The sequence below is a fragment of the Jhaorihella thermophila genome, from assembly GCF_900108275.1.
Classification (GTDB): Bacteria; Pseudomonadota; Alphaproteobacteria; order Rhodobacterales; family Rhodobacteraceae; genus Jhaorihella; species Jhaorihella thermophila.
Genome location: NZ_FNVD01000005.1, coordinates 53,221 through 77,826, shown reverse-complemented (window position 1 = coordinate 77,826; position 24,606 = coordinate 53,221). Strand labels below are relative to the sequence as shown.

At 66.4% G+C, this 24,606-nt stretch carries 25 protein-coding genes and 2 pseudogenes; 13 read left to right on the top strand and 14 right to left on the bottom strand.

The window, feature by feature from the left end:
* Positions 1-77: 77 nt before the first annotated feature.
* Genes C4S70_RS07725 through C4S70_RS07715 form a run of 3 tightly spaced genes read left to right on the top strand, consistent with a single transcriptional unit; the run spans position 78 to position 3,076 of the window.
* Positions 78-1,379, top strand: a complete 1,302-nt coding sequence (locus C4S70_RS07725; RefSeq protein ID WP_104007537.1) for a sugar ABC transporter permease — start codon at positions 78-80, stop codon at positions 1,377-1,379.
* Positions 1,379-2,137 carry an ATP-binding cassette domain-containing protein gene (locus C4S70_RS07720; RefSeq protein ID WP_104007536.1) on the top strand — a complete coding sequence of 253 codons (759 nt, stop codon included), beginning with the start codon at positions 1,379-1,381 and terminating at the stop codon, positions 2,135-2,137. The genes C4S70_RS07725 and C4S70_RS07720 overlap by 1 nt, the downstream gene beginning before the upstream one ends.
* A 9-nt stretch (positions 2,138-2,146) precedes the next feature.
* A complete protein-coding gene (locus C4S70_RS07715) occupies positions 2,147-3,076 on the top strand; it encodes a glucokinase (RefSeq protein WP_104007535.1) in 930 nt (309 codons plus the stop codon).
* Between the two features lie 115 nt (positions 3,077-3,191).
* On the opposite strand, the gene C4S70_RS07710 is transcribed toward C4S70_RS07715, so the two are convergent.
* Positions 3,192-4,052 carry a crotonase/enoyl-CoA hydratase family protein gene (locus C4S70_RS07710; RefSeq protein ID WP_104007534.1) on the bottom strand — a complete coding sequence of 287 codons (861 nt, stop codon included), beginning with the start codon at positions 4,050-4,052 and terminating at the stop codon, positions 3,192-3,194.
* 218 nt (positions 4,053-4,270) lie between these two features.
* Positions 4,271-5,442, bottom strand: a pseudogene (gene pobA, locus C4S70_RS07705) (4-hydroxybenzoate 3-monooxygenase).
* Between the two features lie 206 nt (positions 5,443-5,648).
* On the opposite strand from pobA, the pseudogene C4S70_RS19410 reads away from it, so the two are divergent.
* The 3 genes and pseudogenes from C4S70_RS19410 to C4S70_RS07695 form a co-directional block, all read left to right on the top strand.
* Positions 5,649-5,939: pseudogene (locus tag C4S70_RS19410) on the top strand (AraC family ligand binding domain-containing protein); the annotation flags it as partial.
* A gap of 57 nt (positions 5,940-5,996) precedes the next feature.
* Positions 5,997-6,380: a helix-turn-helix transcriptional regulator gene (locus C4S70_RS19405; RefSeq protein ID WP_327315176.1), complete on the top strand. Its 384-nt coding sequence runs from the start codon at positions 5,997-5,999 to the stop codon at positions 6,378-6,380.
* Positions 6,381-6,460: 80 nt separating this feature from the next.
* The gene (locus tag C4S70_RS07695) at positions 6,461-7,552 is read left to right on the top strand and encodes a CaiB/BaiF CoA transferase family protein (protein ID WP_104007533.1); all 1,092 of its coding nucleotides are present in this window, start codon (positions 6,461-6,463) and stop codon (positions 7,550-7,552) included.
* Positions 7,553-7,664: 112 nt separating this feature from the next.
* On the opposite strand, the gene hemE is transcribed toward C4S70_RS07695, so the two are convergent.
* A complete protein-coding gene (gene hemE, locus C4S70_RS07690) occupies positions 7,665-8,699 on the bottom strand; it encodes a uroporphyrinogen decarboxylase (protein ID WP_104007532.1) in 1,035 nt (344 codons plus the stop codon).
* 103 nt (positions 8,700-8,802) lie between these two features.
* Between hemE and hemC the strand changes: the two genes are divergently transcribed.
* A complete protein-coding gene (hemC, locus tag C4S70_RS07685) occupies positions 8,803-9,759 on the top strand; it encodes a hydroxymethylbilane synthase (RefSeq protein WP_104007531.1) in 957 nt (318 codons plus the stop codon).
* A gap of 102 nt (positions 9,760-9,861) precedes the next feature.
* A complete protein-coding gene (locus C4S70_RS07680; RefSeq protein ID WP_104007530.1) occupies positions 9,862-10,053 on the top strand; it encodes a hypothetical protein in 192 nt (63 codons plus the stop codon).
* Here the strand turns inward: C4S70_RS07680 and C4S70_RS07675 are convergent.
* The 8 genes from C4S70_RS07675 to C4S70_RS07640 form a co-directional block, all read right to left on the bottom strand.
* Complete coding sequence (locus C4S70_RS07675; protein WP_104007529.1) at positions 10,044-10,973, bottom strand: hypothetical protein; 930 nt, start codon at positions 10,971-10,973, stop codon at positions 10,044-10,046. The genes C4S70_RS07680 and C4S70_RS07675 overlap by 10 nt on opposite strands.
* Positions 10,974-10,988: 15 nt before the next feature.
* Entirely contained in the window at positions 10,989-12,302 is a 1,314-nt protein-coding gene (locus tag C4S70_RS07670) for a TRAP transporter large permease (RefSeq protein WP_104007528.1), read from the bottom strand.
* Positions 12,303-12,308: 6 nt separating this feature from the next.
* Entirely contained in the window at positions 12,309-12,839 is a 531-nt protein-coding gene (locus tag C4S70_RS07665; RefSeq protein ID WP_104007527.1) for a TRAP transporter small permease, read from the bottom strand.
* 63 nt (positions 12,840-12,902) lie between these two features.
* On the bottom strand, positions 12,903-13,880 hold the full coding sequence (locus tag C4S70_RS07660) for a TRAP transporter substrate-binding protein (protein ID WP_104007693.1): 978 nt from the start codon (positions 13,878-13,880) through the stop codon (positions 12,903-12,905).
* 41 nt (positions 13,881-13,921) lie between these two features.
* Positions 13,922-15,196 carry an NAD(P)/FAD-dependent oxidoreductase gene (locus tag C4S70_RS07655; protein WP_104007526.1) on the bottom strand — a complete coding sequence of 425 codons (1,275 nt, stop codon included), beginning with the start codon at positions 15,194-15,196 and terminating at the stop codon, positions 13,922-13,924.
* A 133-nt stretch (positions 15,197-15,329) separates the two neighbouring features.
* Entirely contained in the window at positions 15,330-16,091 is a 762-nt protein-coding gene (yaaA, locus tag C4S70_RS07650) for a peroxide stress protein YaaA (RefSeq protein WP_104007525.1), read from the bottom strand.
* A 31-nt stretch (positions 16,092-16,122) separates the two neighbouring features.
* Positions 16,123-18,162, bottom strand: coding sequence for a DNA helicase RecQ (gene recQ / locus C4S70_RS07645; RefSeq protein WP_104007524.1), 2,040 nt, complete (start codon positions 18,160-18,162; stop codon positions 16,123-16,125).
* Positions 18,163-18,324: 162 nt separating this feature from the next.
* Entirely contained in the window at positions 18,325-18,612 is a 288-nt protein-coding gene (locus C4S70_RS07640; RefSeq protein ID WP_104007523.1) for a YggT family protein, read from the bottom strand.
* Positions 18,613-18,759: 147 nt separating this feature from the next.
* Between C4S70_RS07640 and C4S70_RS07635 the strand changes: the two genes are divergently transcribed.
* The 5 genes from C4S70_RS07635 to arfB all read left to right on the top strand — a co-directional run bounded on the left by C4S70_RS07635 (position 18,760) and on the right by arfB (position 23,129).
* On the top strand, positions 18,760-20,127 hold the full coding sequence (locus C4S70_RS07635; RefSeq protein WP_104007522.1) for an MFS transporter: 1,368 nt from the start codon (positions 18,760-18,762) through the stop codon (positions 20,125-20,127).
* Positions 20,127-21,005 carry a penicillin-insensitive murein endopeptidase gene (gene mepA, locus C4S70_RS07630; RefSeq protein WP_104007521.1) on the top strand — a complete coding sequence of 293 codons (879 nt, stop codon included), beginning with the start codon at positions 20,127-20,129 and terminating at the stop codon, positions 21,003-21,005. Before C4S70_RS07635 ends, mepA begins: the two co-directional genes overlap by 1 nt.
* Positions 20,978-21,865 carry an esterase-like activity of phytase family protein gene (locus C4S70_RS07625; protein WP_104007520.1) on the top strand — a complete coding sequence of 296 codons (888 nt, stop codon included), beginning with the start codon at positions 20,978-20,980 and terminating at the stop codon, positions 21,863-21,865. The genes mepA and C4S70_RS07625 overlap by 28 nt, the downstream gene beginning before the upstream one ends.
* Positions 21,866-21,942: 77 nt before the next feature.
* The gene (locus C4S70_RS07620; protein WP_104007519.1) at positions 21,943-22,593 is read left to right on the top strand and encodes a queuosine precursor transporter; all 651 of its coding nucleotides are present in this window, start codon (positions 21,943-21,945) and stop codon (positions 22,591-22,593) included.
* 116 nt (positions 22,594-22,709) lie between these two features.
* A complete protein-coding gene (gene arfB / locus C4S70_RS07615; protein WP_104007518.1) occupies positions 22,710-23,129 on the top strand; it encodes an alternative ribosome rescue aminoacyl-tRNA hydrolase ArfB in 420 nt (139 codons plus the stop codon).
* A 2-nt stretch (positions 23,130-23,131) separates the two neighbouring features.
* Here arfB and C4S70_RS07610 read toward each other — a convergent pair whose 3' ends face one another.
* Genes C4S70_RS07610 through pgsA form a run of 3 tightly spaced genes read right to left on the bottom strand, consistent with a single transcriptional unit; the run spans position 23,132 to position 24,496 of the window.
* Positions 23,132-23,575 carry a molybdenum cofactor biosynthesis protein MoaE gene (locus C4S70_RS07610; RefSeq protein WP_104007517.1) on the bottom strand — a complete coding sequence of 148 codons (444 nt, stop codon included), beginning with the start codon at positions 23,573-23,575 and terminating at the stop codon, positions 23,132-23,134.
* A gap of 4 nt (positions 23,576-23,579) precedes the next feature.
* Complete coding sequence (gene moaD / locus C4S70_RS07605) at positions 23,580-23,825, bottom strand: molybdopterin converting factor subunit 1 (RefSeq protein ID WP_104007516.1); 246 nt, start codon at positions 23,823-23,825, stop codon at positions 23,580-23,582.
* Positions 23,825-24,496: a CDP-diacylglycerol--glycerol-3-phosphate 3-phosphatidyltransferase gene (pgsA, locus tag C4S70_RS07600; protein ID WP_104007515.1), complete on the bottom strand. Its 672-nt coding sequence runs from the start codon at positions 24,494-24,496 to the stop codon at positions 23,825-23,827. Before pgsA ends, moaD begins: the two co-directional genes overlap by 1 nt.
* Positions 24,497-24,606 lie beyond the last annotated feature (110 nt).

Genomic DNA, 24,606 nt, shown 5'->3' with positions numbered 1-24,606 from the left:
CCACTCACGCGCAACATGAGCCAGCGGCCGCCAGATCCGGGCATCGGGCGGCCGCCCCGAGACACGGAAATCCTGACATGACAGACGCTTCTTCGGTCCACGCCGCGCCGGAACAGCAGCGTCGGACGCTGTTGCAGACGCTGGAACTGGACACCCGCCTGCTGGGCATGATCGGCGCCTTTCTGGTGATCAGCCTCGCCTTTCACCTGATGACGGACGGGCGGTTCCTGACCCCGCGCAACATCTTCAACCTGACGATCCAGACGGTTTCGGTCGCGATCATGGCCACCGGCATGGTGTTCGTCATAGTCACCCGCCATATCGACCTGTCGGTGGGTTCGCTTCTGGCGACCGCCTCGGCGGTGATGGCGATGATGCAGACGCAGGTCGTGCCGAACTGGCTGGGTCTGGGGCTGGGTCATCCGCTGGTGCCGTGGCTGTCGATCGCGGTGGGCCTGCTGGCCGGGGCGGCGATCGGTGCGTTCCATGGCTGGCTGGTGGGCTATCTGACCATCCCCGCCTTCATCGTCACGCTTGGCGGGCTGCTGGTCTGGCGCAACGTGGCCTGGTATCTGACCAACGGCCAGACCATCGGCCCGCTGGATCCCACGTTCCAGAAATTCGGCGGCATCAACGGCACGCTGGGTGCGACCGGATCCTGGGTGCTGGGGCTGGTCGCGGTGGCCACCGCGCTCTGGGCGCTGTGGCAGGCGCGCCAGCGCAAGCAGGCGCACGGTTTCCCGGTCAAGCCGGTCTGGGCCGAGATCACGATCGGCGGGCTGGTCACGGTGGCGATCCTGGGCTTCGTCGCGATCCTGAACGCCTATGAGATCCCCGCCCGCAAGCTGGCCCGCATGTTCGAGGCCCGCGGCGAGGTCATGCCCGAAGGCTTTGCCGCCGCCTATGGCGTGCCGATTTCGGTTTTGCTGTTGCTGGCGGTGGCCGTCGTCATGACCCTGATTGCGCGGCGCACCCGTCTGGGACGCTACATCTTCGCCACCGGCGGCAACCCGGATGCGGCAGCGCTGTCGGGAATCAACACCCGGCTTCTGACGGTCAAGGTGTTCGCGCTGATGGGCTTTCTCTGCGCCCTGTCGGCGGTGGTCGCCTCGGCGCGGCTGGCAAACCATTCCAACGATATCGGCACGCTGGACGAACTGCGCGTGATCGCCGCGGCGGTGATCGGCGGCACGGCGCTGTCGGGGGGGCTGGGCACGATCCACGGCGCGATCCTTGGTGCGCTCATCATGCAGTCGCTGCAATCGGGCATGGCCATGGTCGGCGTGGATGCGCCGCTGCAGAACATCGTGGTCGGCGTGGTTCTAGTTCTGGCCGTGCTGATCGACATCATCTATCGCCGCAGGACGGGAGAAAACTGATGGCAACGCCTCTTGTCGAAATGCGGGACATCTCGATCGCCTTTGGCGGCATCAAGGCGGTCGATCACGTCACGGTCGATCTCTACCCCGGCGAGGTGGTCGGGCTCTTGGGCCACAACGGGGCAGGCAAGTCCACGCTGATCAAGTGCCTGTCGGGTGCCTATCAGATGGATTCGGGCCAGATCCTGATCGACGGCAGGCCCGCGACCATCACCAACCCCCGGGACGCGCGCAAATACAACATCGAGACGATCTATCAGACGCTGGCGCTGGCGGACAATCTGGACGCGGCCTCGAACCTGTTCCTGGGGCGCGAACTGACCACGCCGCTGGGGTTTCTGGATGACGCGCGGATGGAGGCCGAGACCCGCAAGATCATGAAGCGGCTCAACCCGAACTTTCAGCGGTTCTCGACCCCGGTCGCGTCGCTGTCGGGCGGCCAGCGGCAGTCGGTGGCCATCGCACGGGCGGTCTATTTCAACGCCCGGATCCTGATCATGGACGAACCTACCGCCGCGCTGGGCGTGGCCGAGACGCGGATGGTCGCCGAACTGATCCAGGAGCTGAAGCGGCAGGGCATCGGGATTTTCCTGATCGACCACGACATCCACACGGTGATGGAGCTGTGCGACCGTGCCAGCGTTATGAAGAACGGAAAGCTGGTCGGCACGATCAGGGTCCGCGACGTGACCGAGGACGACCTGCTGAGCATGATCATCCTCGGCAAGACGCCCGAGGCGCTGACGGACGGGGCATGAGGGCGGGCGATGACCTACCTTCTGGCGGATGTTGGCGGCACGAATTCCCGGCTGGCGCTGGGCGATCCATCGGGGCTGCGCGCGGGCACGCTGGCGCGGTTCCGGAATGACGACTTTGCCGGATTCGAGCCGCTGGTTTCCCGTTACCTCGAGATGCAGGGCCGGCCCGGCATCGACGCCGCCTGCATCGCCGTGGCCGGGCCGGTGGGCAATTGCGAGGCCCGGCTGACGAATCGCGACTGGAGCTTTCCCCGCGATCGGCTGGGCGCCGTCACCGGGACGCGGCGGGTGCTGCTGGTCAATGACCTTGCCATGCTGGCCCGGGCAATGCCGCATATCCGGCCGCAGCCTGTGCATGTGCCCGACCTCGCCGCCCCCGACGGGCAGTTCCTGGTCATAGGCATCGGCACCGGATTCAACGTCAGTCTTGCCCGGCACGACGGTGGCGGGCTGACGGTCCTGGCTGCCGAGGCCGGCCATGCCAGCCTGCCCGGCTCGGTCCTGTCCCGGTTCGCGGCATCGCTGGGGGAGACGCGCGGCGGCTTCCGCTCGATCGAAAGCTGCTTCAGCGGCCGCGGGCTCGAGCGGCTTTTCCACCGGGTTTCCGGCCGGCAGATGGACGCGCGCGAAATCCTGCGCCGCGCAAGCTCGGCCGATCCCGCGGTGGAACGCGCCGTTACGCTCTTTGCCAGCGCGCTTGGCGATTTGTCGCGCGATCTTTCCGCGCTCTACCTTCCACGCGGCGGATTGGTCTTTGCCGGCAGCGTGTCGGTCGGCATCCTGAATTGCGGCACTGCGCGCGAGGCATTCCTGAAGGTGTTTCTTCGCGACCCGGACCACCTTCCGCCACCCCATGAGATCGCCATTTCTCTCGTCACCGAGGACGCGGCGGCGTTGTGGGGGTGCCTGGGGCATATCCACGAAACGCTTGCCCGCTGAACAGTTTTTCAAGCGGAGCGCCTTCGGCGCAAGTTCCTTGTCTCGGCCCCGGCCATCCGGCCGGCGCCTCGGGTGCCTCCGGCGGGAGTATTTGACGGCAAGATGAAGAATCGGGTCAGCGGTTCCTCCGGGGCAGGGGTTCGTTCGTTGTCCAGTCCCATGTGCCCTGGTCGCGTTCCGCCACGGCCTGTTTCCATCCCACCCTTTCGGCCCGTTCCTTGAAGTGGATGCCCTCTGGCGAATGGCGCGTGATGCCGTCAAAGATCGTGGCGAGCCTCTGGGTCTGCATCAGCCCCGTCTGTTCGATCGCCTGATTGATGACCATCTTTTGCATCGCCAGCTGGTTTACCGGAACCGAGGCCATGCGGGCCGCGAGCGCTTCGACCTCGTCGTCCAGGTCGTCGGCTGCCACCGACTTCAGCACGAGCCCCATGTCGGCGGCCTCACGGCCCGTGATCCGGTCTCCGGTGAAGAGCATGCGCTTCGCCCGCTCAGGGCCAAGACGATAGACCCACATCGCGGTGGTCGGGCAGCCCCAGACGCGCGCCGGCATGTAACCGATTTCGGCATCGTCAGCCATGATCGTCAGGTCGGCGCACAGCGCAATGTCCGACCCGCCCGCCACCGCAAACCCGTGAACCTTGCAGATCACCGGCTTCATTGCGCGCCACAGCGACATGAAGTGCTGGGTATTGGCCCACATGAAACGATAGTCCTTGATCGGATCCCAAGGCATGTCCTGCGTTGCCTGCCCGTTGCCGTTTCCTTCGGCGTAGTAGGTCAGATCGTAGCCGGCACAGAACGCCCGCCCCCGGCCCGACAGAACCATGACGTGGATTTCGGGATCGGCGTCGGCCCGCGCAACCGCATCGGCAAGTTCGCGCGGCAATTCGTCGTTTATGGCATTCATGACCTCCGGGCGGTTCAACGTTATGCGGCCAATGCGCCCATCCTTTTCATAATCGATCGTCGGCATCCTGATCCTCCCTTCACAGGTCGATCAGACCACGTTCCCGCCGACCCGCGAAAGAGAGACATTGCGTAATCCATCCGTGCCTGCCTTCTACACTTCATCTTGCCGTCAAATACTCCCGCCGGAGGCACCCGAGGCGCCGGCCGGACGGCCGGGGCCGAGACAAGGAACTTGCGCCGAAGGCGCTCCGCCCGGGAACCGGCCCGTCTCGGATCCGATGGTCAGAATGGCAGCCCAACGTAATTTTCCGCCAGCGAAGTCGTCGCGGCATGGGATGAGAACAGATAGTCCAGCTCCGTTTCCTGCAGGTGCCGGTCGTACTCGGTGTGATCGGGGAACCTGTGCAGCAGCATCGTCATCCACCACGAGAACCGCTGCGCCTTCCAGATCCGCGCCAGTGCCCGGTCCGAATAGCTCTCCAGCCCCGCGTCATCCCCCGTTTCATAGTGATCCACCATCGCGTGGTAGAGATAGTAGATGTCCGACGCCGCCGAATTGAGCCCTCGCGCGCCGGTCGGCGGCACGATGTGTGCGGCATCCCCGGCCAGAAACATCCGGCCATACCGCATCGGTTCCGCCACATAGGATCGCAGCGGCGCGATCGACTTCTCGATGCTCGGCCCGGCGATCAGGCTGCCTGCCACATCCTCCGGCAGGCGCAGCTTCAGCTCTTCCCAGAACGCCTCGTCCGACCAGTCCTCTACCCTGTCGGACAGCGGCACCTGGATGTAATGACGGCTCAGCACCTGGCTGCGCAGCGAACACAGCGCGAATTCACGCTCATGCCGGGCATAGATAAGTTCCGGCGACACCGGCTTGGTGCGGCTCAGCACGCCCAGCCAGCCGATCGGATAGGTCTTTTCGTATTCCCGCAGCACGTTTGACGGGATCGATCTGCGGCTGACCCCGTGAAACCCGTCCGCCCCGATGATGAAGTCGCAATCCAGCCGGTGACGCTCATCCCCCTGCCGCCAGGTCAGGTAGGGCGCGTCCGCGTCCATCGCATGCGGCTGCACATCCGCGGCCTCGTGGATAACGGTGCCCCCCATCCGGTCCCGCGCCTCATAAAGGTCGCGGGTCAATTCCGTCTGGCCATAGATCATTACCGAATTTCCCCCGGTATGCCCGGCCAAGTCCACCCGGTGCATTTCGCCGTTGTAGGCGATAAAGAACCCTTCGTGGATCTCGCCCTCGCGGTCCATCCGGTCACCGCACTGCGCCTCGCGCATCAGTTCGGCAAAGCCGTGCTCCAGCACACCGGCCCGAATCCGGCCCAGCACATGCTCACGGCTGTGCTTCTCCAGCACCACATTTTCGATCCCCGCAGATGCAACAGCTGCGACAAGAGCAGCCCCGACGGCCCGCCGCCGATGATCCCGACCTTGGTTCTCATACACGATCCTCCTCCCTTCATGTCGATCATGCACGAGTCACGCCCCGGATCGAATGGATCAACGGTGCAAATTCTTGTACAAATCGAACATGGAAACGATCCGCAGCTACAACCTTTTCGGTGAAACGGCCGAGCTTCCCGATGTCGTTCACTGCGAAACCATCGAGGCCCGATCGCGGCTGCACGACTGAACGTTTCGCCCCCACCGCCATGCCCGTCTGCACCAGTTCCTGCTGATCGAATCCGGCGGAGGCATGGCCAACCTGGACGGCCGGCGCGTGGAACTGGCCCCCGGCACGGCGCTGAACGTCCCCCGTGGATGCGTCCACGGCTTTTCTTTCCGAAAGGACACGCAGGGCTGGGTGGTCACGGTCACCTCCGACCTCATCGACGAAAGCCTGCGCGCCGGCGAAGGGCTGCGGCCCCTGCTGGGCCAGCCGCGCGCGGTGCGCTGCTCCAGCGCGCTCCGCCATCTGGTCAAACGCATCTTCTCCGAATATGCCGGACAAGGCTTTGCCCGCGCACAGGTGCTGCGCTCGCAGGCCGGGTCGTTGATGGGTCTGATGGCCCGTGAGATCGCCACCCACACCCCGCGGGCGGCGGGCCGCGAAAGCCCGCTGCTGCGCCGCTACGAGGCGCTGATCGAAGAGCATTTCCGCGATCGCTGGCCCGTCGCCGCCTACGCCGGCGAACTGGCCGTTTCGCCCACGCATCTCAACCGGGTCGTGCGCCAGGCCACCGGCGGGCCCGCATCGGCTCTGATCACCGACCGCGTCCTGCGCGAAGCCCGGCGGATGCTGATCTACACCAACCTCACCGCGGCCGAAATCGCCTATGCGCTGGGCTTCAACGACCCGGCGCATTTCAGCCGCGTCTTCGCGCGCGGCACCGGCCTCCCGCCGCGCGAATTCCGCCGGCGCATCGAACGCAACCCCTGACGGACGCAACGGCCCGCTTGCCTTTCCCGCACCCAGCCTGACACATCTCCCAAGGACACCGGAGGGAGAAGGAGACACCCATGCTGCAAGGAATTCGCATCATCGAGGTCGAAGGCCTGGGCCCCGGCCCGTTCTGCGGCATGCTGATGGCCGATCTGGGCGCCGACGTGATCGTGGTGCACCGCAAGGGCGGCGGCGCGACGCCGGGCATGCCGGAAAAATCCCTTCTGGACCGCGGCAAGCGGTCGATCGCGCTCGATCTCAAGGATCCGGCCGACATCGACACGTTCAAGGCGCTCGTCGCCACCGCCGACGGGCTGATCGAGGGGTTCCGCCCCGGGGTGATGGAAAAGCTCGGGCTTGGTCCTGCGGACTGCCACGCGATCAACCCCGCCCTGGTCTATGGCCGCATGACCGGCTGGGGGCAGAACGGGCCGCTGTCCCACGCGGCCGGCCATGACCTGAACTACATCAGCCTCTCCGGGGCGCTGTGGTATGCTTCCCCCCCCGGCCAGCCGCCGCTCACCCCTGCCACCCTGGTCGGGGATATCGGCGGCGGCGCGATGTATCTCGCCGTCGGCCTGCTCGCCGGTCTTCTGAACGCCCGCGCCACCGGCAAGGGCACGGTGGTGGATGCCGCAATCTACGACGGCTCGGCCCACATGATGAACCTGCTGATGAGCATCGCCCAGGCCGGCAACCTGTCGATGCAGCGCGGTCAAAGCCTGCTGGACGGACCGCATTGGTCCCGCACCTATCGAACCTCGGATGGCGGCTTCATGTCGGTGCAATGCCTCGAGCCGAAATTCTACGCGATCTTCCTCGATCTCATGGGGCTGGCGGATGACCCGGACTTCCAGCGCCAGTTCGACCGCGACCTCTGGCCGGCGCTGACCGACCGGCTCGCCGCGCTCTTCGCCACGAAAACACGGGACGAATGGACCGAGATCTTTCTCGGCACCGACGCCTGCGTCGCCCCCGTCCTCACCCCCGAAGAGGCCGCATCGCACCCGATGAACACCGCCCGCGGCACCTGGATCCGCGCCGATGGCACGCTTCAGGCCGCCCCGGCCCCGCGCTTCTCGGGCGCCGCCGACTGGCAGCCGCCCGAAAGCCCGTCCCGCGGCCAGAACACCGCCGAGATCCTTGCCGAACTCTCGGGCAACTCCTGATCCCGCTTCTTTCTGGTCCCAAATACCCCGGGGAGCGCGAGGGGCAGCGCCCCTCGCTCCAATCCGACAGGCGCGCCCGCGGCGCGACCGCCATCACCTCTCGCGCCGGCTCCTACCGTCCGCGCACGGTGTCGATCATCAACTGAACGTTGGCGGGGTCGGCATCCGGCGTGATCCCGTGCCCCAGATTGAAGATATGCGGCCCCCTGGAAAACGCCTCGACCACGCGCCGGGTCTCGTCGATCAGCACCTGCCCGCCGGTCACCATGTGCCGGGGGTCAAGATTGCCCTGTACGCACCCGTCCACCTGCACGTTCTCTGCCGCCCAAGCTGCATCAACGGAATTGTCCAGCGCCACGCAATCCACGCCGGTCGCCTTGGCGAACCCGACATACCTCTCCCCAGCCTCGCGTGGGAACCCGATCACCGGGATGCCGGGATACCGCGCCTTCAGCGCCTGCGTGATCCGCCGGCAGGGCTCCACCGCGTAACGGTCGAAGGCCTCGCCGTGCAGCGACCCGGCCCAGCTGTCGAACAGCTTGACCGCCTCCGCCCCGGCCTCGATCTGCCTCGACAGGTAATCGACGGTGGCCTCGGTCAGCCGGTCTATCAGCGCATCGAACAGCGCCAGATCCTCTGCCATCAACGCATGTGCCGGGCCCTGGTCGGGCGTCCCGCGCCCGGCGATCATGTAGGTCGCTACCGTCCACGGCGCCCCGGCGAACCCGATCAGCGCCACGTCAGCGGGCAGTTCGCGCGACAGGATCCGCACCGTTTCATAGACCGGCGCCAGCCGATCATGGATCGCGTTCGCAGGTTTCAAGGCCGCGAAATCGGCCTGCGTCGTGACCGTGGACAGCCGCGGCCCCTCGCCGGTTGCGAACCACAGATCCGCGCCCAGCGCCTGCGGCAGCAGCAGGATGTCGGCAAACAGGATCGCCGCGTCAAAGCCGAACCGGCGGATCGGTTGCAGCGTCACCTCGGCGGCAAGATCCGGCGTATAGCACAGCGACAGGAAATCCCCCGCCTGCGCCCGCGTCGCACGATACTCGGGCAGATAGCGCCCCGCCTGCCGCATCATCCAGATCGGCGGCACATCCATCACCTCGCCCGCCAGCGCCCGCAGCAGCTTTTTCGTTCCGGCCATGTCCGCCCCCTTGAATTGGTTCCCGTTGCACGTCCACTCCGGGCGGCGATTTGTCAAGGCCGGGCAGTTGTCACCGCCCGCGCCCGCGACTAAAGGTCGTGCCATGACCGGACCGCTTCCCACCCCCGCTTCGCCCCTTCGCATCGGCACGCGCGGCTCGCCGCTGGCGCTGGCGCAGGCATACGAAACTCGCCGCCGGCTGGGCGCGGCTTTCGACCTGCCCCAGGGCGCCTTCGAAATCGTCGTCATCAAGACCTCGGGCGACGATGCGTCGCTGATCGCCAGGGACAAGCCGCTCAAGGAACTGGGCGGCAAGGGGCTCTTTACCAAGGAGATCGAAGAGGCGCTGCTGGCGGGCCGCATCGACATCGCGGTGCATTCGATGAAGGACATGCCGGTTGAACAGCCCGAGGGTCTGCTGCTGGATACCTACCTGCCGCGCGAGGACGTGCGCGACGCCTTCGTCTCGCCCGACAAGACTGGCATTTCGGATCTGGCGGCGGGGGCGGTGGTCGGCACCTCTTCGCTGCGCCGGCGCGCGCAGCTGCTGAACCGGCGGCCCGACCTCAAGGTGGTCGAATTCCGCGGCAACGTGCAGACCCGGCTGAAGAAACTGGCCGACGGGGTGGCGGAATGCACCTTTCTGGCGATGGCGGGGCTGAAGCGGCTGAACATGGCCGACGTGCCCGCCTCGCCGATTTCCCCCGACGACATGCTGCCCGCCGTGGCGCAGGGGGCGATCGGCATCGAACGCCGCGCCGACGACACCCGCGTAGCCGACATGCTTGCGGCGATCCACGACACGCCCACCGGCCAGAGGCTGGCCGCGGAACGCGCCTTTCTCGCCACGCTGGACGGGTCCTGCGAAACCCCGATCGCCGGAACGGCCGATCTGGACGGCGGCACCCTGCGCCTGCGCGGCGAGGTTCTGCGCCCCGACGGGTCCGAGGCGATCTCGGACGACCGCACCTGCCCGGTCGAGGACGGCGCGAAACTCGGCGCCGAGATGGCCCGCGACCTGCTGTCCCGCGCGGGGCCGCGTTTCTTCGACTGGCGGTAGCCCGCGCGCCCTCTCCGCCGCCGCATTGACGGCGCTGCCGCTCTCGGCGCATCATCGGTCCGGTCCGGGGTGGTCCGGGTCGTTCGAAGTCGAGGGTCGGGCATGAAGAAACTGGCAATCGTGGCACTGGCGGGCCTGTTCCTGGCCGGTTGCGAAAAATGCTCACCGGCGGATGCGAACCTGAATGTCAGCGTGGGCACCAGCGGCGTGCGCTCGGGCGTCGCGGTGGGCAAGGCCTGCGGGCCAGCCTATGTCTCGATCGGCACCGGAAGCAGCTATCACCTTCACTGGTAGCCCGACCGGTAGAGCCGCCCCAGCAGGATCGGCGTCAGATACATCGGGATCTGGTAGCAGCCGATGAAGACCAGCAGCGGATCGGTCACCTGCGGCGGCAGCGCCACAAGGAACAGCGCGATGTTGCGGTTGCCCGCGATGATCGACACGGCCACCGCCTCGGCGCGCGGAAAGCGGTCGGCCAGCAGGCTATAGGCCGCGATCTGGAACCCGAAATTCAGCGCAAAGGCCGCGATCATCCAGAACAGCAATTCCCGCGGTGCTTCGGCAAAGGCCGGCGCGATCGCCGACATCAGCGCCACCACGATCACCGCAAGCGCGATCGCCGTGGCGCCGTCCAGCGCCGTGGTGGCGCGGGGCGTCAGCCGGGGAAACCGCCACCGCCTGAGCGCAAAGGCAGCCGCCGTCGCGCCGAGGATCACCGCCAGCAGCCGCCCCGCCGCCCCCAGCACCGGTGTCAGCCCACCCAGCTCCGGCAGGGTGAGGAACACGGGCAGAGCGGTCAGCGGCAAGAGCGCCGTCCCCAGCACCACCAGCCGCAGCGCCGGAGCCGGATCGTGGCCGCTGAGCAGCGCGAAATTCGGCGCCCCGGTGACCGACGGCGCGGCCAGCATCAGGACGGCGGCGATGCCCAGCGGGGCCGACGCCAGCCCGGTGGCCAGCAGCGCCGCGACCGCCGCCAGCGGCAGGACGAGTTGAAGGATCAGCGCCATCGCCGCCGTCCGCCGCAGCGCCCGAAGCCCGGCCACGGCGTTGCGCGGACCGATGCGAAAGGCCGTCAGGAACAGCAGAAAGGCCACCATCTGCGGCAGCCGGGGCCGCAGGTCGGCGGCGACGCCGGGCAGGAACAGCCCGGCCAGAAGCCCCAGGACGAGACACATCCGCCCATGCCGCGCGGCAAGCTCAAGGATCGCCAGCATCACGGCCCGCCGCCATCAGCCGGCCGGTCCCTGCCGGATGTTGTCGGGCAGCCAGGTGGCCAGTTCGGGAAACGCGATCAGCACGAATACCATCACCACCATGATCAGGAACATCGGGATCGCGGCGCGGGCGATGAAGGTCATCTCGTGCCCGGTCATGCCCTGCAGCACGAACAGGTTGAACCCGATCGGCGGCGTGATCTGCGCCATCTCGACCACCACCACGATGAAGATGCCGAACCAGATGATGTCGATGCCCGCCTGCCGGATCATCGGCTCGACCACCGCCATGGTCAGCACCACCGACGAAATCCCGTCAAGGAACATCCCCAGCACGATGTAGAACACCAGAAGCGCCATCAAGAGCTCGAACCGGCTGAGTTCCAGCGACGCGATCAGATCCGCCAGCCCGCGCGGCAAGCCGGTAAATCCCATCGACAGCGACAGAAACGACGCGCCCGCGAGGATCAGCGCGATCATGGCCGAGGTGCGCACCGCGCCCATCAGGCTGTCGGTGAAGGTCGCCCAGCTGAGCGAACCCTGGCTGGCGGCAAGAATCAGCCCGCCGATCACGCCGAACGCGGCGGCCTCGGTCGCGGTGGCATAGCCCATGTACATCGACCCGATCACCACCAGGATCAGACAGATCACCGGGATCAGGTAGCGCGAGTTCTTCAGCTTTTCGACAAAGGACATGGGCGGTTCGGGGCTTGGGTCAAAGCTCTTCGACACCTGCGAAACGATCGCTACATAGGCCATGAACATCGCGGCCAGAACCAGGCCGGGAAAGACGCCGGCCATGAACAGCTTGGTGATGGATTCGTTGATGGTCACGCCATAGACGATCAGCGTCAGCGACGGCGGGATCATCAGCCCCAGCGTCGCCGCGCCGGCCAGCGTGCCGATCACCATGCGCTCGGGGTAGTTGCGCCTGCGCAGTTCGGGGATCGACATCTTGCCCACCGTGGTCAGCGTCGCCGCCGACGACCCCGACACGGCGGCAAACACGGTGCAGCCGACGATATTGGTGTGCACCAGCCCACCGGGCAGCCGCGCCATCCAAGGGGAAAGCCCCTTGAACATGTCCTCGGACAGCCGCGTTCGGAACAGGATCTCGCCCATCCAGATGAACAGCGGCAGCGCGGTCAGCGTCCAGCTGGAAGTCGATGTCCAGACCTTGGTGATCATCGCATCCCCCGCGGGGCGCGAGGTGAACAGGTCCATACCCACATAGGCCACGCCCATCAACGCAAGCCCCACCCAGACGCCGGAGCCCAGCAGAAGGAACAGGACGAACAGGAAGATGCCGATCGGGATCAGTTGTTCCATGGCGCGTCACTCCGCGTGGCTTTGATCGACAAGATCGGTGGTGATGCCATGATCGCCGGTGAACACCAGCCGCACGAGGTGATCCCAGAAGGCAACCGCCAGCAGAATCGTTCCCGCGCTCATGGACAATTGCGGAATCCAGATGGGGGTGGCGTCCAGTCCCTGGCTGAGCTCTTTCCACCGCCAGGACACATAGGTGCCCTTGACCGCATACCACGCCATCCAGCTGGTGATGAGCGTCCCGATGGCAAAGCACCACAGCTCGGCCCACCGCCGCCGCCGCCCCAGCGCCGACAGAAGCAGCGACACGCGGATATGCGCGCCGTGGTTCAACGCGTAGGCAAAGGCAAAAAAGGACGCGCCCGCCATGCAATAGCCGGCATAGTCGGTCGCGCCGGGAAAGACCTGACCGGTCCAGCGCGCCAGCATCTGCAACACGATGATGACGAGGATCAGGATCAGGAACACCGCCGCGATCACCCCGCCGGCGAGATAGAGAAAATCGAGAACGCGCCGAAGCGCACGGGCTGCCGCCATGTCCGGGCTCCCTGTCAGATGGAGTCGGGCCGGGGATCGCCCCGGCCCGGTCTTGGGTTCGGATCAGTTCGCGGCCTTGTAGGCGTCAACGATCGCCTTGCCGTCGGGGCCGGCCTTGGCCAGCCATTCCTCGGTCATCTGCGCGCCGATGGCCTTCAGCTCCTTCATCAGCTGATCGCCCGCGCGCTGCACCGTCATGCCGCCCTTGCGCAGACCGTCCAGCGTGAACTGGGTGTAGTCCTTGGACCGCTGCAGCCCCTCGGCCTCGGCCTTGGCGGCGCAGTCTTCCATCACCTTCTTCGTGGCGTCGTCCAGCCCGTTCCAAGCGTCCTTGTTCACGAACACCGCGTTGCGGGGCAGCCAGGCGTCCACTTCGTAGAAATGGGTCAGGTGTTCCCACACCTTGCGGTCATAGCCGGTGGCGCCCGACGAGATGAAGGATTCCGCCACGCCGGTCGCCAGCGCCTGGGACAGTTCCGCCGCTTCGACCTGCACCGGCAGCATGCCGGTCAGCTCGGCCATCCGCGCCGTCGCGGTGTTGTAGGAGCGGAACTTGATCCCCTTCATGTCGGCGACCGAGTTCACCTCTTTCTTGAAATACAGCCCCTGCGGCGGCCACGGCACCGAGTAGAGGTAATGCAGGTTGTCCTCGTCCAGCGCCTTGACCACATAGGGTTCGGCGATGTCCCACAGCTTTTCGTGTTCGTCAAAGGACGACACGAGGAAGGGGATCGAATCCACGCCGTAGATCGGGTTTTCGTTCTGGTGCGCCGACAGCAGGCGTTCGCCGATATTGGCCTGCCCGGTCTGCACCGCGCGCTTGATCTCGTTGCCGGCAAAAAGCGATCCCGACGGGTGCGTGACGATCTCGAGCTTGCCGCCGGTGCCGTCGGTCACGCATTTGGCAAAGTTCGCACCGACCTCGGAATGGAAATTGGTGGCCGCATAGGCCATCGGCATGTCCCATTTCTCGGCCTGCGCGGCCACGGCAGAGACGGCGGTCAGCGCCGTCGCCGCAAGCAGTTTCCTGATGGTTTTCATGGTTCTCTCTCCCTGGTTGGTTGTCGATGGATGCCCGATCTTCATTGCCCGGCCCGCGCAAAGCGTGCCGGGGAATAAGGGCTCAGGTCAACATTTGGCCTTTGCCCCGATATCAGCCGGGCCAGCAATTGCCCGGTTTTCGGCCCGCCAGTCAGGCCGATGTGATGGTGGCCGAACCCCGCATAGGCGCCTTGCAGCCCCGGAATCTCGCCGATCACCGGGATCGAATCGCTGGGGGCGGGGCGATGGCCCATCCATTCGGTCACCTCGCCATACCGGATGCCGGGCAGCACGCGGGGCAGGTGACGTTTCAGCAGCTCGAAGGGCGCGCGCGACGGCGGGGCCTCGGTGCCGCCGAACTCGACGATCCCGGCCAGCCGCAGCCGGCCTTCCATAGGGGTCATCACGAATTTGCCGGATACGATCATGACCGGCGATTTCGGCATCACCGTCGGCTCCCACAGCTCGACGTGATAGCCGCGCTCGCTCTCCAGCGGGACGTGCAGGCCCAGCCGTTCCATGAGCGGCCCGGACCACACCCCGGCGGTGACAACGGCGGCATCGCAGGGGATCGTTTCCCCACCCGCGCGCACGCCGGTCACGCGGCCCCCGTCGCGCACGATATCCTCGACCTCGGCGATGACGAGCCGCCCGCCATCGCGCTCCACATGGGCGGCCAGATCCTTCACATACCGGCCGGGATCGGCGATGCGCCCGTGCCCGCGCAGCCGCGCCGCGAAATTCAGATCCGCCGAAAATGCCGGATCGTAGGCGTGGAAGGTGTCCGCCTCCATCTCGTCCCATTGGAACCCACTCTCGCGCCGGATGCCCCAGCCGAAGGCATCGCCTTCGTACTGGGCGCGATCATCGTAGACGAACAGATAGTCCGACGGCACCACCCATTTTTCGGCCCCCGTGCCGCGGGCCAGCGCGAGATGATCGTTCAGGCTGTCGCCGATGATCGGGGCCAAGGCGCGCGCTACGCGGCGCACGTCATCGGCGTTGGCATGGGACAGATAGCGCAGCAGCCACGGCATCAACCGGGGCAGATAGCCCCACTTCAGAAACAGCGGCTGATCGGAGGAAAACAGCATCTTTGGCGCCTTCCAGATCAGCCCCGGCACCGTCACCGGCACGACCGAGCAGGAGGCCAGCACCCCGCCATTGCCGAAACTCGCGCCCTCGGCGGGGCCGGCACGATCGATCAGGATCACGTCGTAACCGGCCCGTTGCAGCCAGATCGCGGTGGACACGCCGACGATCCCGGCGCCGATCACCGCAACCGTCTTTTGCCCGTTCGCCGCAGTGTTCGACATCCGTGGAAACCCTCCCCCCGGACCCTGAAAGGGTCGCGCGGGCAAGATTGCCGCGTTCGCGCGGCGATTTCCAATATAATGTTCTTTTCACTTCCCCAAAGAGAAAGATATCACCCGGCCCGACGATGCTGCCCTATTCGGCGGAGCGCACGAAAACCGGCCTGTCGGGTTCGGAGAGGTCGGGTCGATACCGATAGCCGCCGGTGTCGAAATCGGCCAGCGCCTCGGGGTCGGTCAGACGATGCTGGATGATGAACCGCGCCATCGCGCCGCGCGCCTTCTTGGCAAAGAAGCTGACGATCTTCGGCCCGCCCTGGCGGTCCTCCATGAAGACCGGTGCGATCACGCGCAGCTTCAGCGCGGGGCGGTCGGCGGCAGTGAAATATTCCACCGATGCGCAGTTCACCAGCACATCCGTGCCCAACGCGGCGGCGGTGTCATTCAGCGCCCTGGCGATCCGGTCGCCCCAGAAATCATAGAGCGTCCGGCCCCGGTCGGTGGCCAGCCGCGTGCCCATCTCCAGCCGGTGCGGCTGGATCAGGTCGCGCGGGCGCAGCAGGCCATAAAGGCCAGACAGGATGCGCAGGTGATCCTGCGCCCAGTCCAGTTCCTCCGGGTCCAGCGACGCGGCCTCAAGCCCCGCATAGGTGTCGCCGGCGAACATCTCGATCGCCTGTTTCGCCCCGGCGCCGCCACCCAGCGCGGCGAACCGTTCGACGTTCAGCGCCGCCAGTTTGGGCGAGATCCGCATCAGCCGTTCGAGATCCGACCCCGTGAGCCCCCGCGCCACCTGCGCCAGCCGTTCGGTCTGGTCCAGGAACATCGGCTGGGTGCCGCCCTCGGCCCGGGCGGGTTTCTCGTCAAGACGCTTGGCGGGGGAAACGACGATCAGCATGGGGCCTTTTGTAACGGCTGGACAGCCGGGTTCAACCGGCCTCGCGCAGCACGTCCAGAAAGGCGGCCCCGAACCGCTCGGCGCGCTTGTCGCCCAGAAGCCGCCGCAGCGCGCCCTCGTCTCCCGGCCGCAGCCGCGCCACCTTGGCCAGAAGCGACGCCGAACAGCTCAGCGGCTTGTCGGTCCCGTCCGGCCCGCGCGCCAGATCCGCCTGCACCTGCAGCAGCCGGTCATAGACCGGGCCGGCGACCTGACCCGCAAGCCTGCGGCGCGCCGGATGCAGATCTTCGACCGCGCCGTTGATGGCCTCGAGAAAGGTCGCGCCGTAGCGTTCCAGCTTCTTCGCGCCCACGCCGCCGATCCGCGCCATCTCGTCCAGCGTGGCGGGGCGCCTTTCGGCCATCTCGATCAGGGTGCGGTCGGTGAAGATGACATAGGCCGGCACCCGCGCCGCCTCGGCCAGCGCGCGCCGTTTCGCCTTGAGTGCCGACAACAGCGGCGCGTCCTCGTCCGACACAAGGGCTCGAACCGCGGGCCGCCGCGCCGCCTTTCGAATCGTGTCGCGGCGCAGGTGCACCGAAGCCTCGCCCTTCAGCACCGGGCGGGCGGCCTCGGTCATGCGCAGCGCGCCGTGGCGTTCCGGATCGGGCCGAACGAGGTCGTGACCCATCATCTGCCGGAAAACCGCCTGCCACTGCCGCCGATCGAATTCGCGCCCCACGCCAAAGGTCGGCAACCGGTCATGCCTCCTCGCCCGCACGCGGTCGGTTTCGTTGCCGGTCAGGATGTCGATCAGATGCCCCGCGCCATAGCTTTCGCCGGTGCGCAGGATCGCCGACAGCGCCTTGCGCACCGCTTCGGTCCCGTCGAACACCTCCGGGGGCGCATCGCACAGGTCGCAATTGCCGCAAGGTTCGGTTTCTTCGCCGAAATAGGCCAGCAGAGTCTGCCGCCGACAATCCAGCGCCTCGGCCAGCCCCAGCAGCGCGTTGAGCCGCGCGTGATCCGCTGCCCGCCGCTCAGGCGGGGCCAGACTCTCGTCGATCTGAGCGCGGCGCAGGCGGATGTCCTCGGGGCCGAACAGGGTCAGCGTCTCGGCCGGCGCCCCGTCGCGACCCGCCCGCCCGATCTCCTGATAATAGGCCTCGATGCTCTTGGGCAGGTCGGCATGGGCGACCCAGCGAATGTCAGGCTTGTCCACCCCCATGCCAAAGGCGACCGTGGCCACCACGATCAGCCCGTCCTCGCGGGCAAAACGCGCCTCGACCACGCGACGGTCCTCGGCCTCCATGCCGCCGTGGTAATGACAGGCCGCGTGTCCTTCCTCGCGCAGCGCGGCGGCCAGCGCCTCGGTCTTGGCCCGGGTGCCGCAATAGACGATCCCGGACTGCCCCCGCCGCGCATCGGCAAAGTCGAGAATCTGCCTGCGCGGCGCATCCTTGGGCTGAAAGGCCAGATGAATGTTCGGCCGGTCGAACCCGCGCAGAAACACCCTCGGTTCTTCGCCGTCAAACAGCTTCTCCACGATCTCGGCGCGCGTCTCGGCATCGGCAGTCGCAGTAAACGCGGCCAGCGGCACGCCAAGCGCCCGGCGCAACGCGCCAATCCGCAGGTAATCGGGGCGAAAGTCATGCCCCCACTGGCTGACGCAATGCGCCTCGTCCACCGCGATCGCCGACACCCCGAACCGCCGCAGCATCCCCGCCACCGCGCCCGAGGACAGCCGTTCCGGCGCCATGTAGAGCAACCTCAGCCGGCCCTCCTCCAGCGCCTGCCAGACGGCTTCCGTCTCTTCCTCGGTATTGCCCGAGGTCAGCGCCCCGGCCGCGACACCCGCCTCTTGAAGGCTGCGCACCTGATCCCGCATCAGTGCGATCAGCGGCGAGATCACCACCGTCAGCCCGTCCCGCATCAGCGCCGGCAACTGATAGCACAGCGACTTGCCGCCGCCCGTGGGCATGATCGCCAGCACGTTCTCGCCCACAGCCACCGCCTCGACGATCTCGCCCTGCCCTGGCCGGAACGCTTCGAATCCGAATACCTCCCGCAACAGCGGTTCGGCGGTGCGCATGGGGAACTGCCTCGCTCAGGTTTTCTGCCGGTCTGCTCTCGCGCCCACAATCCCACAGCCCGCAGGACCGGGCAAGAGTCCACCCTGCTTCTTTCTGGTCTGAAATACCCCGGGGAGCGCGAGGGGCAGCGCCCCTCGCTCCCTCCGCCGCCTCGACCGCCGTCAGTAGAAGAAAGCGATATTGTTCACCAGAATGATCCGCAGGGCATAGATGATCAGAAGCACCACCAGCGGCGCGAGATCCAGCCCGCCCATCGGCGGCAGGATCCGCCGCACGGGTCCATAAAGGGGCTCCAGAATCCGGTTCAGCCCGTACCAGATCTGTCCGACCAACTCCTGCCGGACATTCAGCACCTGGAAACTGATGAGCCAGCTCATTATCACATGGGCCAGGATGAAGAACCACGCCACGTCGAGCAGCAACATCAGGATCTGGAACAAGGACTGCATCGGCCTACCCCTTTCGCAATGCCCCATGACCTAAGCCCCATTCGCCCCAAGAGCAAGAGGATCGGCGCTGCACAGCGCGACGGCCAAACTCTCCTTGCGTTGACAGCCTTTCCGCTGTCTTAATCTCTGGCAAAGACGGGGACAGGCATGGCGGAAATCTCTGCGCGCAAGCGGATCTGGGGATGGTGGTTCTTCGACTGGGCCAGCCAGCCCTACAATACCCTGATGCTGACCTTCATCTTCGGACCCTGGTTCGCCAAGGTGGCCAGCGCGCAGCTCGTGGCCTCAGGACTCACTGAAACCGCCGCCCGGGCCGAGGCACAGGCAATGTGGGGCTATGGCCTGACCGTCACCGGGCTCACCATCGCCATCCTCGCCCCGATCCTCGGGGCCATCGCCGACAGTTCGGGCCACCGGCGCCCGTGGATCTGGCTGTTTTCCGCGATGTATGTCACCGGCGCCTTCGGAACATGGTGGAGCGCGCCCGAGGAGTTCTCGGCCATCCGCGTGCTGGTGCTGTTCGGGATCGGCTTCATCGGCATGGAGTTCGCCACGATCTTCACCAATTCCTACCTGCCGACGCTGGGGCCCAAGCGCGAACTGGGGCGTATCTCCGGCTCCGGCTGGGCCTTCGGCTATCTGGGCGGGGTGGTCGCGCTGGCGATCATGCTGGCATTCTTCCAGGCCGGCGCGGATGGCAGGACCATGGCCGGCCTGTCCCCGGCCTTCGGGCTCGATCCCGCCACCGGCGCGGACACGCGCGCGGTCGGGCCGTTCACTGCGATCTGGTATGCGGTGTTCATGATCCCCTTCTTCCTGTGGGTGCGCGACGGCGAAACCCGCGGCATCGGCGGCGCCCATGTCGGGCAGGCGCTCAGGGATCTGTGGGGCACGATCGCCGAGCTGCCCCGGCATCCGTCGCTGGCGGCCTATCTGGGATCGTCCATGTTCTACCGCGACGCGCTGAACGGCATGTATACCTTTGGCGGCATCTACGCCGCGGGCGTGCTGAACTGGTCGATCATGCAGATCGGCATCTTCGGCATCATCGCCGCGATCAGCGGCGCGCTGTTCACCTGGATCGGCGGCTATGCCGACCGCGCCTTCGGCCCCAAGCCGGTGATCGCCGTCAACTGTTTCATCCTGATGGCCACGGCGGTCCTGATCGTCGGCCTGTCGCCGCAATCGGTGTTCGGCATCCCCCTGGCCGAGGGATCGGCCCTGCCCGATATCCTGTTCTACGTCGCCGGGATCCTGATCGGCGCGGCCGGCGGGACACTGCAATCGGCCAGCCGCAACATGCTGACCCGCCAGGGCAACCCCGAACGCATGACCGAAGCCTTCGGGCTCTACGCCCTGTCGGGCAAGGCCACGACCTTTGTCGCGCCCGCGCTGATCGCCGTGGCGACCGACATGACCGGGAACCAGCGCTGGGGTGTCACGCCACTGATCGGGCTTTTTGCGTTGGGGCTGGTGCTGCTGCTGTGGGTCAGGCCGGAAGGGGACCACAAGTGATGACGCGACAGGGTCTGACCAGTCTTATCGTTGCGTGCCTCTGGCTGACTGGCAGCCACGTCCTGGCCGCCCCTCTGGCCAAGTCCCTGTTCGGCGCCAAGGCCACCGCCTCGCAGCAGCGCCCGGCGTCCTATGGCAGCTATGCCAAGGGCTGCCTGGCCGGCGCGGTGCGGTTGCCGGAAACCGGCCCCACCTGGCAGGCCATGCGGCTCAGCCGAAACCGCAACTGGGGCCACCCGGACACGATCGACTTCATCCGCGACCTCAGCGCCTTTGCCGCGCAGCAGCCGGGGTGGAAGGGGCTCTATATCGGCGATATCAGCCAGCCACGCGGCGGGCCGATGCTGTCGGGCCACCGCAGCCACCAGATCGGTCTCGACGTGGACATCTGGATGCTGCCCGCAGGTCGCCTCAACCTGACCCGGGCAGAGCGCGAAAGGATCTCGTCGATCTCGATGCGCCGGGCCAAGGGCGCCTATGTCAACGACCACTGGAGCCGTGCCCATCACCGCATCATCCGCGCCGCCGCTAGGGACAGGCGCGTGGCCCGCATCTTCGTCTTTCCCGGCGCCAAGGTGCAGATGTGCAAGGACGAAAAGGGCAACCGCGCGTGGCTGCGCAAGGTGCGCCCGTGGTGGGGGCATCACTATCATTTCCATGTCCGCCTGAAATGCCCGCGCGGAATGCGCGGCTGCGTGAACCAGGCCCCGCCACCACCGGGCGACGGCTGCGCCGAGGCGCAGAAATGGGTGGACAACATCCTGAATCCGCCACCGCCGAAGCCGCGCGATCCCAAGGCCCCGCCGCCGAAGAAGCGCCGCGAATACGTCCTGGCCGATCTGCCAAAGCAATGCGTGTCGGTCCTGCGTTCGCCCTGATCGCTGCGCTGGTCCTGGCCACCTGTTCGCGGCAGCCGCCGGACGGGGCCGAGATCATGCGCTGGCAGATCGACGCGCCATGGTTCGGCGGGTTTTCGGGGCTGTGGATCGCCCCCGACGGATCCCGCATGACCGCGCTGAGCGACCGCGGCACGCTGGTTTCGGCCAGAATTGATCGCGCTGACGGGCGAATCGTCGCCATCCGGGATGTCCGGCCCGTCCGGTTGCGTGCCAGTTCCGGCAAGCCGCTGCTGAAGGAGTTGACCGATGGCGAAGGGCTGGCGATCACGCCGGACGGCACGATCCATGTGTCCTATGAACAGGTGCATCGGGTTGCCCGGTATGAAACGCCCGGCGGCGCGGCGCAGATTCTGCCGCGCCCGGCCGCCTTTGGCGCCTTCGACGACAACCGGGGGCTTGAGGCGCTGGCCTCGGACGACCAAGGTCGGCTCTACGCCCTGCCCGAGGACTGGCTGACGCCCGAAGGCGCGATCCCCGTATTCCGCTGGGACGGGCAGGCATGGACGATCCCCTTTACCCTGCCGAAGAGGGGCGGTTTTCTGCCCGTCGGCGCGGATTTCGGCCCGGACGGGCGGTTCTATCTGCTGGAACGGGATCTGGGCATGACCGGCTTTCGGAACCGCCTGCGCAGTTGGGATCTGATCGGCGACACGCCAAGGGACGAAATCACGCTGATCGAAACCGCAGGCGTTCACGACAATCTCGAAGGCGTCTCGGTCTGGCGCGATTCAAGCGGGCGGTTGCGGGCCACGATGATCTCGGACGACAACTTCCTGCCCCTGCAGCGCACCGAAATCGTTGAATATGTGCTCAAGGAAAAGCTTGCAGAACGCCTCTGAGCCCTCTATACGCCGCGCTTGTCCGTCCGACGGGACGGACCAAGTCGCCGCAACCTTGTCAAAACGGGCACTCATACATGCAACGCGCACACATCCCCGGCATTCTTGCCATGGCCGCCATCGTGGTGGCATCGAACATCCTGGTTCAGTTCGTCATTCTCGACGGGCTTCTGACCTGGGGCGCCTTCACCTATCCGTTTTCGTTCCTCGTAACCGACGTGATGAACCGGGTCTACGGCCCGCAAGCGGCGCGCAAGGTCATCTTTGCGGGCTTCATCACGGGCGTCATCTGTTCGCTGATCGGCAGCCAGATCATGCTGCAGGGCGACGGATTCGAATACGCCGCCGTGCCGCTGCGCGTTGCCGTGGGCTCGGGCATCGCCTTCCTCTGCGCGCAGCTTCTGGACGTCGCCGTGTTCAACCGCCTGCGCGAAGGCGCATGGTGGCGGGCGCCTTTCGCGTCCTCGCTGGTCGGTTCCGCCGTGGACACGACCCTGTTCTTCTCGATCGCCTTTGCTGCCTCGATCACCGTCTTCGGCCCCGAAGCCGACGCCGCGATCAACTGGGCCTGGGTCTCCGTGCCCTTCATGACCGCCGGGCCGGAGACGCCGCTTTGGGTGTCGCTGGCCGTTGCCGACTGGCTGGTCAAGCTGTCGTTGGCCCTGGTCGCGCTGGCGCCATTCCGCATGATCGTCGCGCGGCTCCTGCCCGCCAGCGCAACGGCCTGACCCGGCCCGGCCAACAGAGAAAACCACAAAAAGACCACCACTCACGAAAACCTGGGCCGTCCGAGCGATCGGGCGGCCTCTTTTTATGCCCGCGCCGCGCGGATAGGATCGGGCCCATGCTGCGGATCACCGACGACATCGCAATCCAGGACTGGGAGTTGACGGAAACCTTTGTCCGCGCCTCCGGACCCGGCGGTCAGAACGTCAACAAGGTCTCGACGGCCGTGCAGCTTCGGTTCGAGGCCGCCCGGTCGCCATCCCTGCCGCCGGCGGTCAAGGCGCGGCTCAAGCGGCTGGCCGGCCGCCGCTGGACCCAGGATGGCGCGATCATCATCCAGTGCGACGAAACCCGAAGCCAAGCCCGCAATCGCGAGATCGCCCGCGAAAGGCTGGCCGAACTGATTACCCGCGCCGCCGCGGCTCCGAAACGGCGGATCAGGACCAAACCGACCAAGGGCTCGGTCCGCCGCCGGCTGGCCGCGAAACGCGCCCGCGGCGAAATCAAGGCATTGCGCGGGAAAATCCCCGACGAATAACGCTACCAGCGATCCAGCGCGGCCTCGTCCTCGTCCTTGGCGGCCACCCAGTCGGCGCCCTCGGCGGTGATTTCCTTCTTCCAGAACGGGGCGCGGGATTTCAGATAATCCATCAGGTATTCCGCCGCCTCGAACGCATCCTTGCGGTGCGGCGCGGCGGTGGCAACCATCATGATCCGCTCGCCCGGCGCCAGACGCCCGTAACGGTGGATCACCAGCACATCGCCCAACGACCAGCGGTCGCGCGCCTTTTCGGCAACCCCGGCGATCGCCTTCTGGGTCATGCCCGGATAGTGCTCGATCTCCATCGCCTCCAGCCCGCCGGTGTCCAGATCCCGCACCACGCCGGTAAATGTGACGACGGCGCCCATGCCGGTCTGCCCCCGGGCAAAGGCCTCGGCTTCCGCGCCGAAATCGAACGGCTCCTGCTGCACCACGACGCGCATGTCCTCAGCCCCCGGTCATGGGCGGAAAGAACGCCACCTCGCGCACCCCCTCCAGAGGCGCATCGAAGTCCCGCAATTCCTGATCCAGCGCCACCCGCAATGCCGACAGGTCGGCAAAGGCCGCCTCGTACCGATCTTCCCGGGCGCGCAATTCCTCCACCAGTTCGCGCACCGTCGCCGCGCCGGTCTCGACCGTCTCGCGCGGCAGCCCGATCCGCTCGCGAACCCAAGCGAAGTAGAGAACCTCCATCAGTGCCCCTCCCTCAGATGCGGCAACGCCTTGCGGAAGTAATCCCACCCGGTCACCAGCGTCAACGCGGCGGCAAGCCACAGCAGCCACAGACCGACACGGCCGGACCAGACCATTCCGTCATATTGCCAGCGCAGCCCGTGCAGATCCTCGACCTGACCCGCCATGATCTGATTGAACAGGACCTCGTCCATCCCCCAGGTGGACATGACAAGGTGATGTTCGAAAATACCCTTGGAAAAAAGCACGGCAATCGCGATCATCTGCGCGGTCGTCTTCCACTTGGCCAAGGCCGTCACCTTCAGCGTCCCGGCCGTGTCCCCCAGATATTCGCGCAGACCCGAAACGAATACCTCTCGGAACATGATGAAGGTCGCCGGCAACACCAGCCACGGCGTCCACCCCTCGCCGGAATAGCCGACCAGCACCATCAGCGCGATCACCACCATCGCCTTGTCGGCAATCGGATCCAGCATCGCGCCCAGCTTGGTCTCCTGGCTCCACGCGCGCGCCAGATGCCCGTCGATCCAGTCGGTGACGGCTGCGCCGACGAACAGGATCAGCGCGAACCAGTCGGCCCAGGGCCGAGTGAAATACAGGAACATGATCGCCAGCCCCGGCGCCGCGATCAGGCGCAAAACGGTCAAGATATTGGGCAGGTTCCACTTCATGGGGCGGACCCTACATCGCTCGTTTCCAACATGAAAGCGGCTGAAACAAAAATACGCCGACCGCCCGCGCCACACCCATTTCCTGCTTCTTTCTGGTCCCAAATACCCAA

What these genes read in the sequence shown, in the direction of transcription:
- C4S70_RS07725 (WP_104007537.1), top strand. Translation starts at nt 78, where the DNA reads ATGACAGACGCTTCTTCGGTCCACGCCGCGCCGGAACAGCAGCGTCGG.
- C4S70_RS07720 (WP_104007536.1), top strand. Translation starts at nt 1,379, where the DNA reads ATGGCAACGCCTCTTGTCGAAATGCGGGACATCTCGATCGCCTTTGGC.
- C4S70_RS07715 (WP_104007535.1), top strand. Translation starts at nt 2,147, where the DNA reads ATGACCTACCTTCTGGCGGATGTTGGCGGCACGAATTCCCGGCTGGCG.
- C4S70_RS07710 (WP_104007534.1), bottom strand. Translation starts at nt 4,052, where the DNA reads ATGCCGACGATCGATTATGAAAAGGATGGGCGCATTGGCCGCATAACG.
- C4S70_RS19405 (WP_327315176.1), top strand. Translation starts at nt 5,997, where the DNA reads ATGGGTCTGATGGCCCGTGAGATCGCCACCCACACCCCGCGGGCGGCG.
- C4S70_RS07695 (WP_104007533.1), top strand. Translation starts at nt 6,461, where the DNA reads ATGCTGCAAGGAATTCGCATCATCGAGGTCGAAGGCCTGGGCCCCGGC.
- hemE (WP_104007532.1), bottom strand. Translation starts at nt 8,699, where the DNA reads ATGGCCGGAACGAAAAAGCTGCTGCGGGCGCTGGCGGGCGAGGTGATG.
- hemC (WP_104007531.1), top strand. Translation starts at nt 8,803, where the DNA reads ATGACCGGACCGCTTCCCACCCCCGCTTCGCCCCTTCGCATCGGCACG.
- C4S70_RS07680 (WP_104007530.1), top strand. Translation starts at nt 9,862, where the DNA reads ATGAAGAAACTGGCAATCGTGGCACTGGCGGGCCTGTTCCTGGCCGGT.
- C4S70_RS07675 (WP_104007529.1), bottom strand. Translation starts at nt 10,973, where the DNA reads ATGCTGGCGATCCTTGAGCTTGCCGCGCGGCATGGGCGGATGTGTCTC.
- C4S70_RS07670 (WP_104007528.1), bottom strand. Translation starts at nt 12,302, where the DNA reads ATGGAACAACTGATCCCGATCGGCATCTTCCTGTTCGTCCTGTTCCTT.
- C4S70_RS07665 (WP_104007527.1), bottom strand. Translation starts at nt 12,839, where the DNA reads ATGGCGGCAGCCCGTGCGCTTCGGCGCGTTCTCGATTTTCTCTATCTC.
- C4S70_RS07660 (WP_104007693.1), bottom strand. Translation starts at nt 13,880, where the DNA reads ATGAAAACCATCAGGAAACTGCTTGCGGCGACGGCGCTGACCGCCGTC.
- C4S70_RS07655 (WP_104007526.1), bottom strand. Translation starts at nt 15,196, where the DNA reads ATGTCGAACACTGCGGCGAACGGGCAAAAGACGGTTGCGGTGATCGGC.
- yaaA (WP_104007525.1), bottom strand. Translation starts at nt 16,091, where the DNA reads ATGCTGATCGTCGTTTCCCCCGCCAAGCGTCTTGACGAGAAACCCGCC.
- recQ (WP_104007524.1), bottom strand. Translation starts at nt 18,162, where the DNA reads ATGCGCACCGCCGAACCGCTGTTGCGGGAGGTATTCGGATTCGAAGCG.
- C4S70_RS07640 (WP_104007523.1), bottom strand. Translation starts at nt 18,612, where the DNA reads ATGCAGTCCTTGTTCCAGATCCTGATGTTGCTGCTCGACGTGGCGTGG.
- C4S70_RS07635 (WP_104007522.1), top strand. Translation starts at nt 18,760, where the DNA reads ATGGCGGAAATCTCTGCGCGCAAGCGGATCTGGGGATGGTGGTTCTTC.
- mepA (WP_104007521.1), top strand. Translation starts at nt 20,127, where the DNA reads ATGACGCGACAGGGTCTGACCAGTCTTATCGTTGCGTGCCTCTGGCTG.
- C4S70_RS07625 (WP_104007520.1), top strand. Translation starts at nt 20,978, where the DNA reads ATGCGTGTCGGTCCTGCGTTCGCCCTGATCGCTGCGCTGGTCCTGGCC.
- C4S70_RS07620 (WP_104007519.1), top strand. Translation starts at nt 21,943, where the DNA reads ATGCAACGCGCACACATCCCCGGCATTCTTGCCATGGCCGCCATCGTG.
- arfB (WP_104007518.1), top strand. Translation starts at nt 22,710, where the DNA reads ATGCTGCGGATCACCGACGACATCGCAATCCAGGACTGGGAGTTGACG.
- C4S70_RS07610 (WP_104007517.1), bottom strand. Translation starts at nt 23,575, where the DNA reads ATGCGCGTCGTGGTGCAGCAGGAGCCGTTCGATTTCGGCGCGGAAGCC.
- moaD (WP_104007516.1), bottom strand. Translation starts at nt 23,825, where the DNA reads ATGGAGGTTCTCTACTTCGCTTGGGTTCGCGAGCGGATCGGGCTGCCG.
- pgsA (WP_104007515.1), bottom strand. Translation starts at nt 24,496, where the DNA reads ATGAAGTGGAACCTGCCCAATATCTTGACCGTTTTGCGCCTGATCGCG.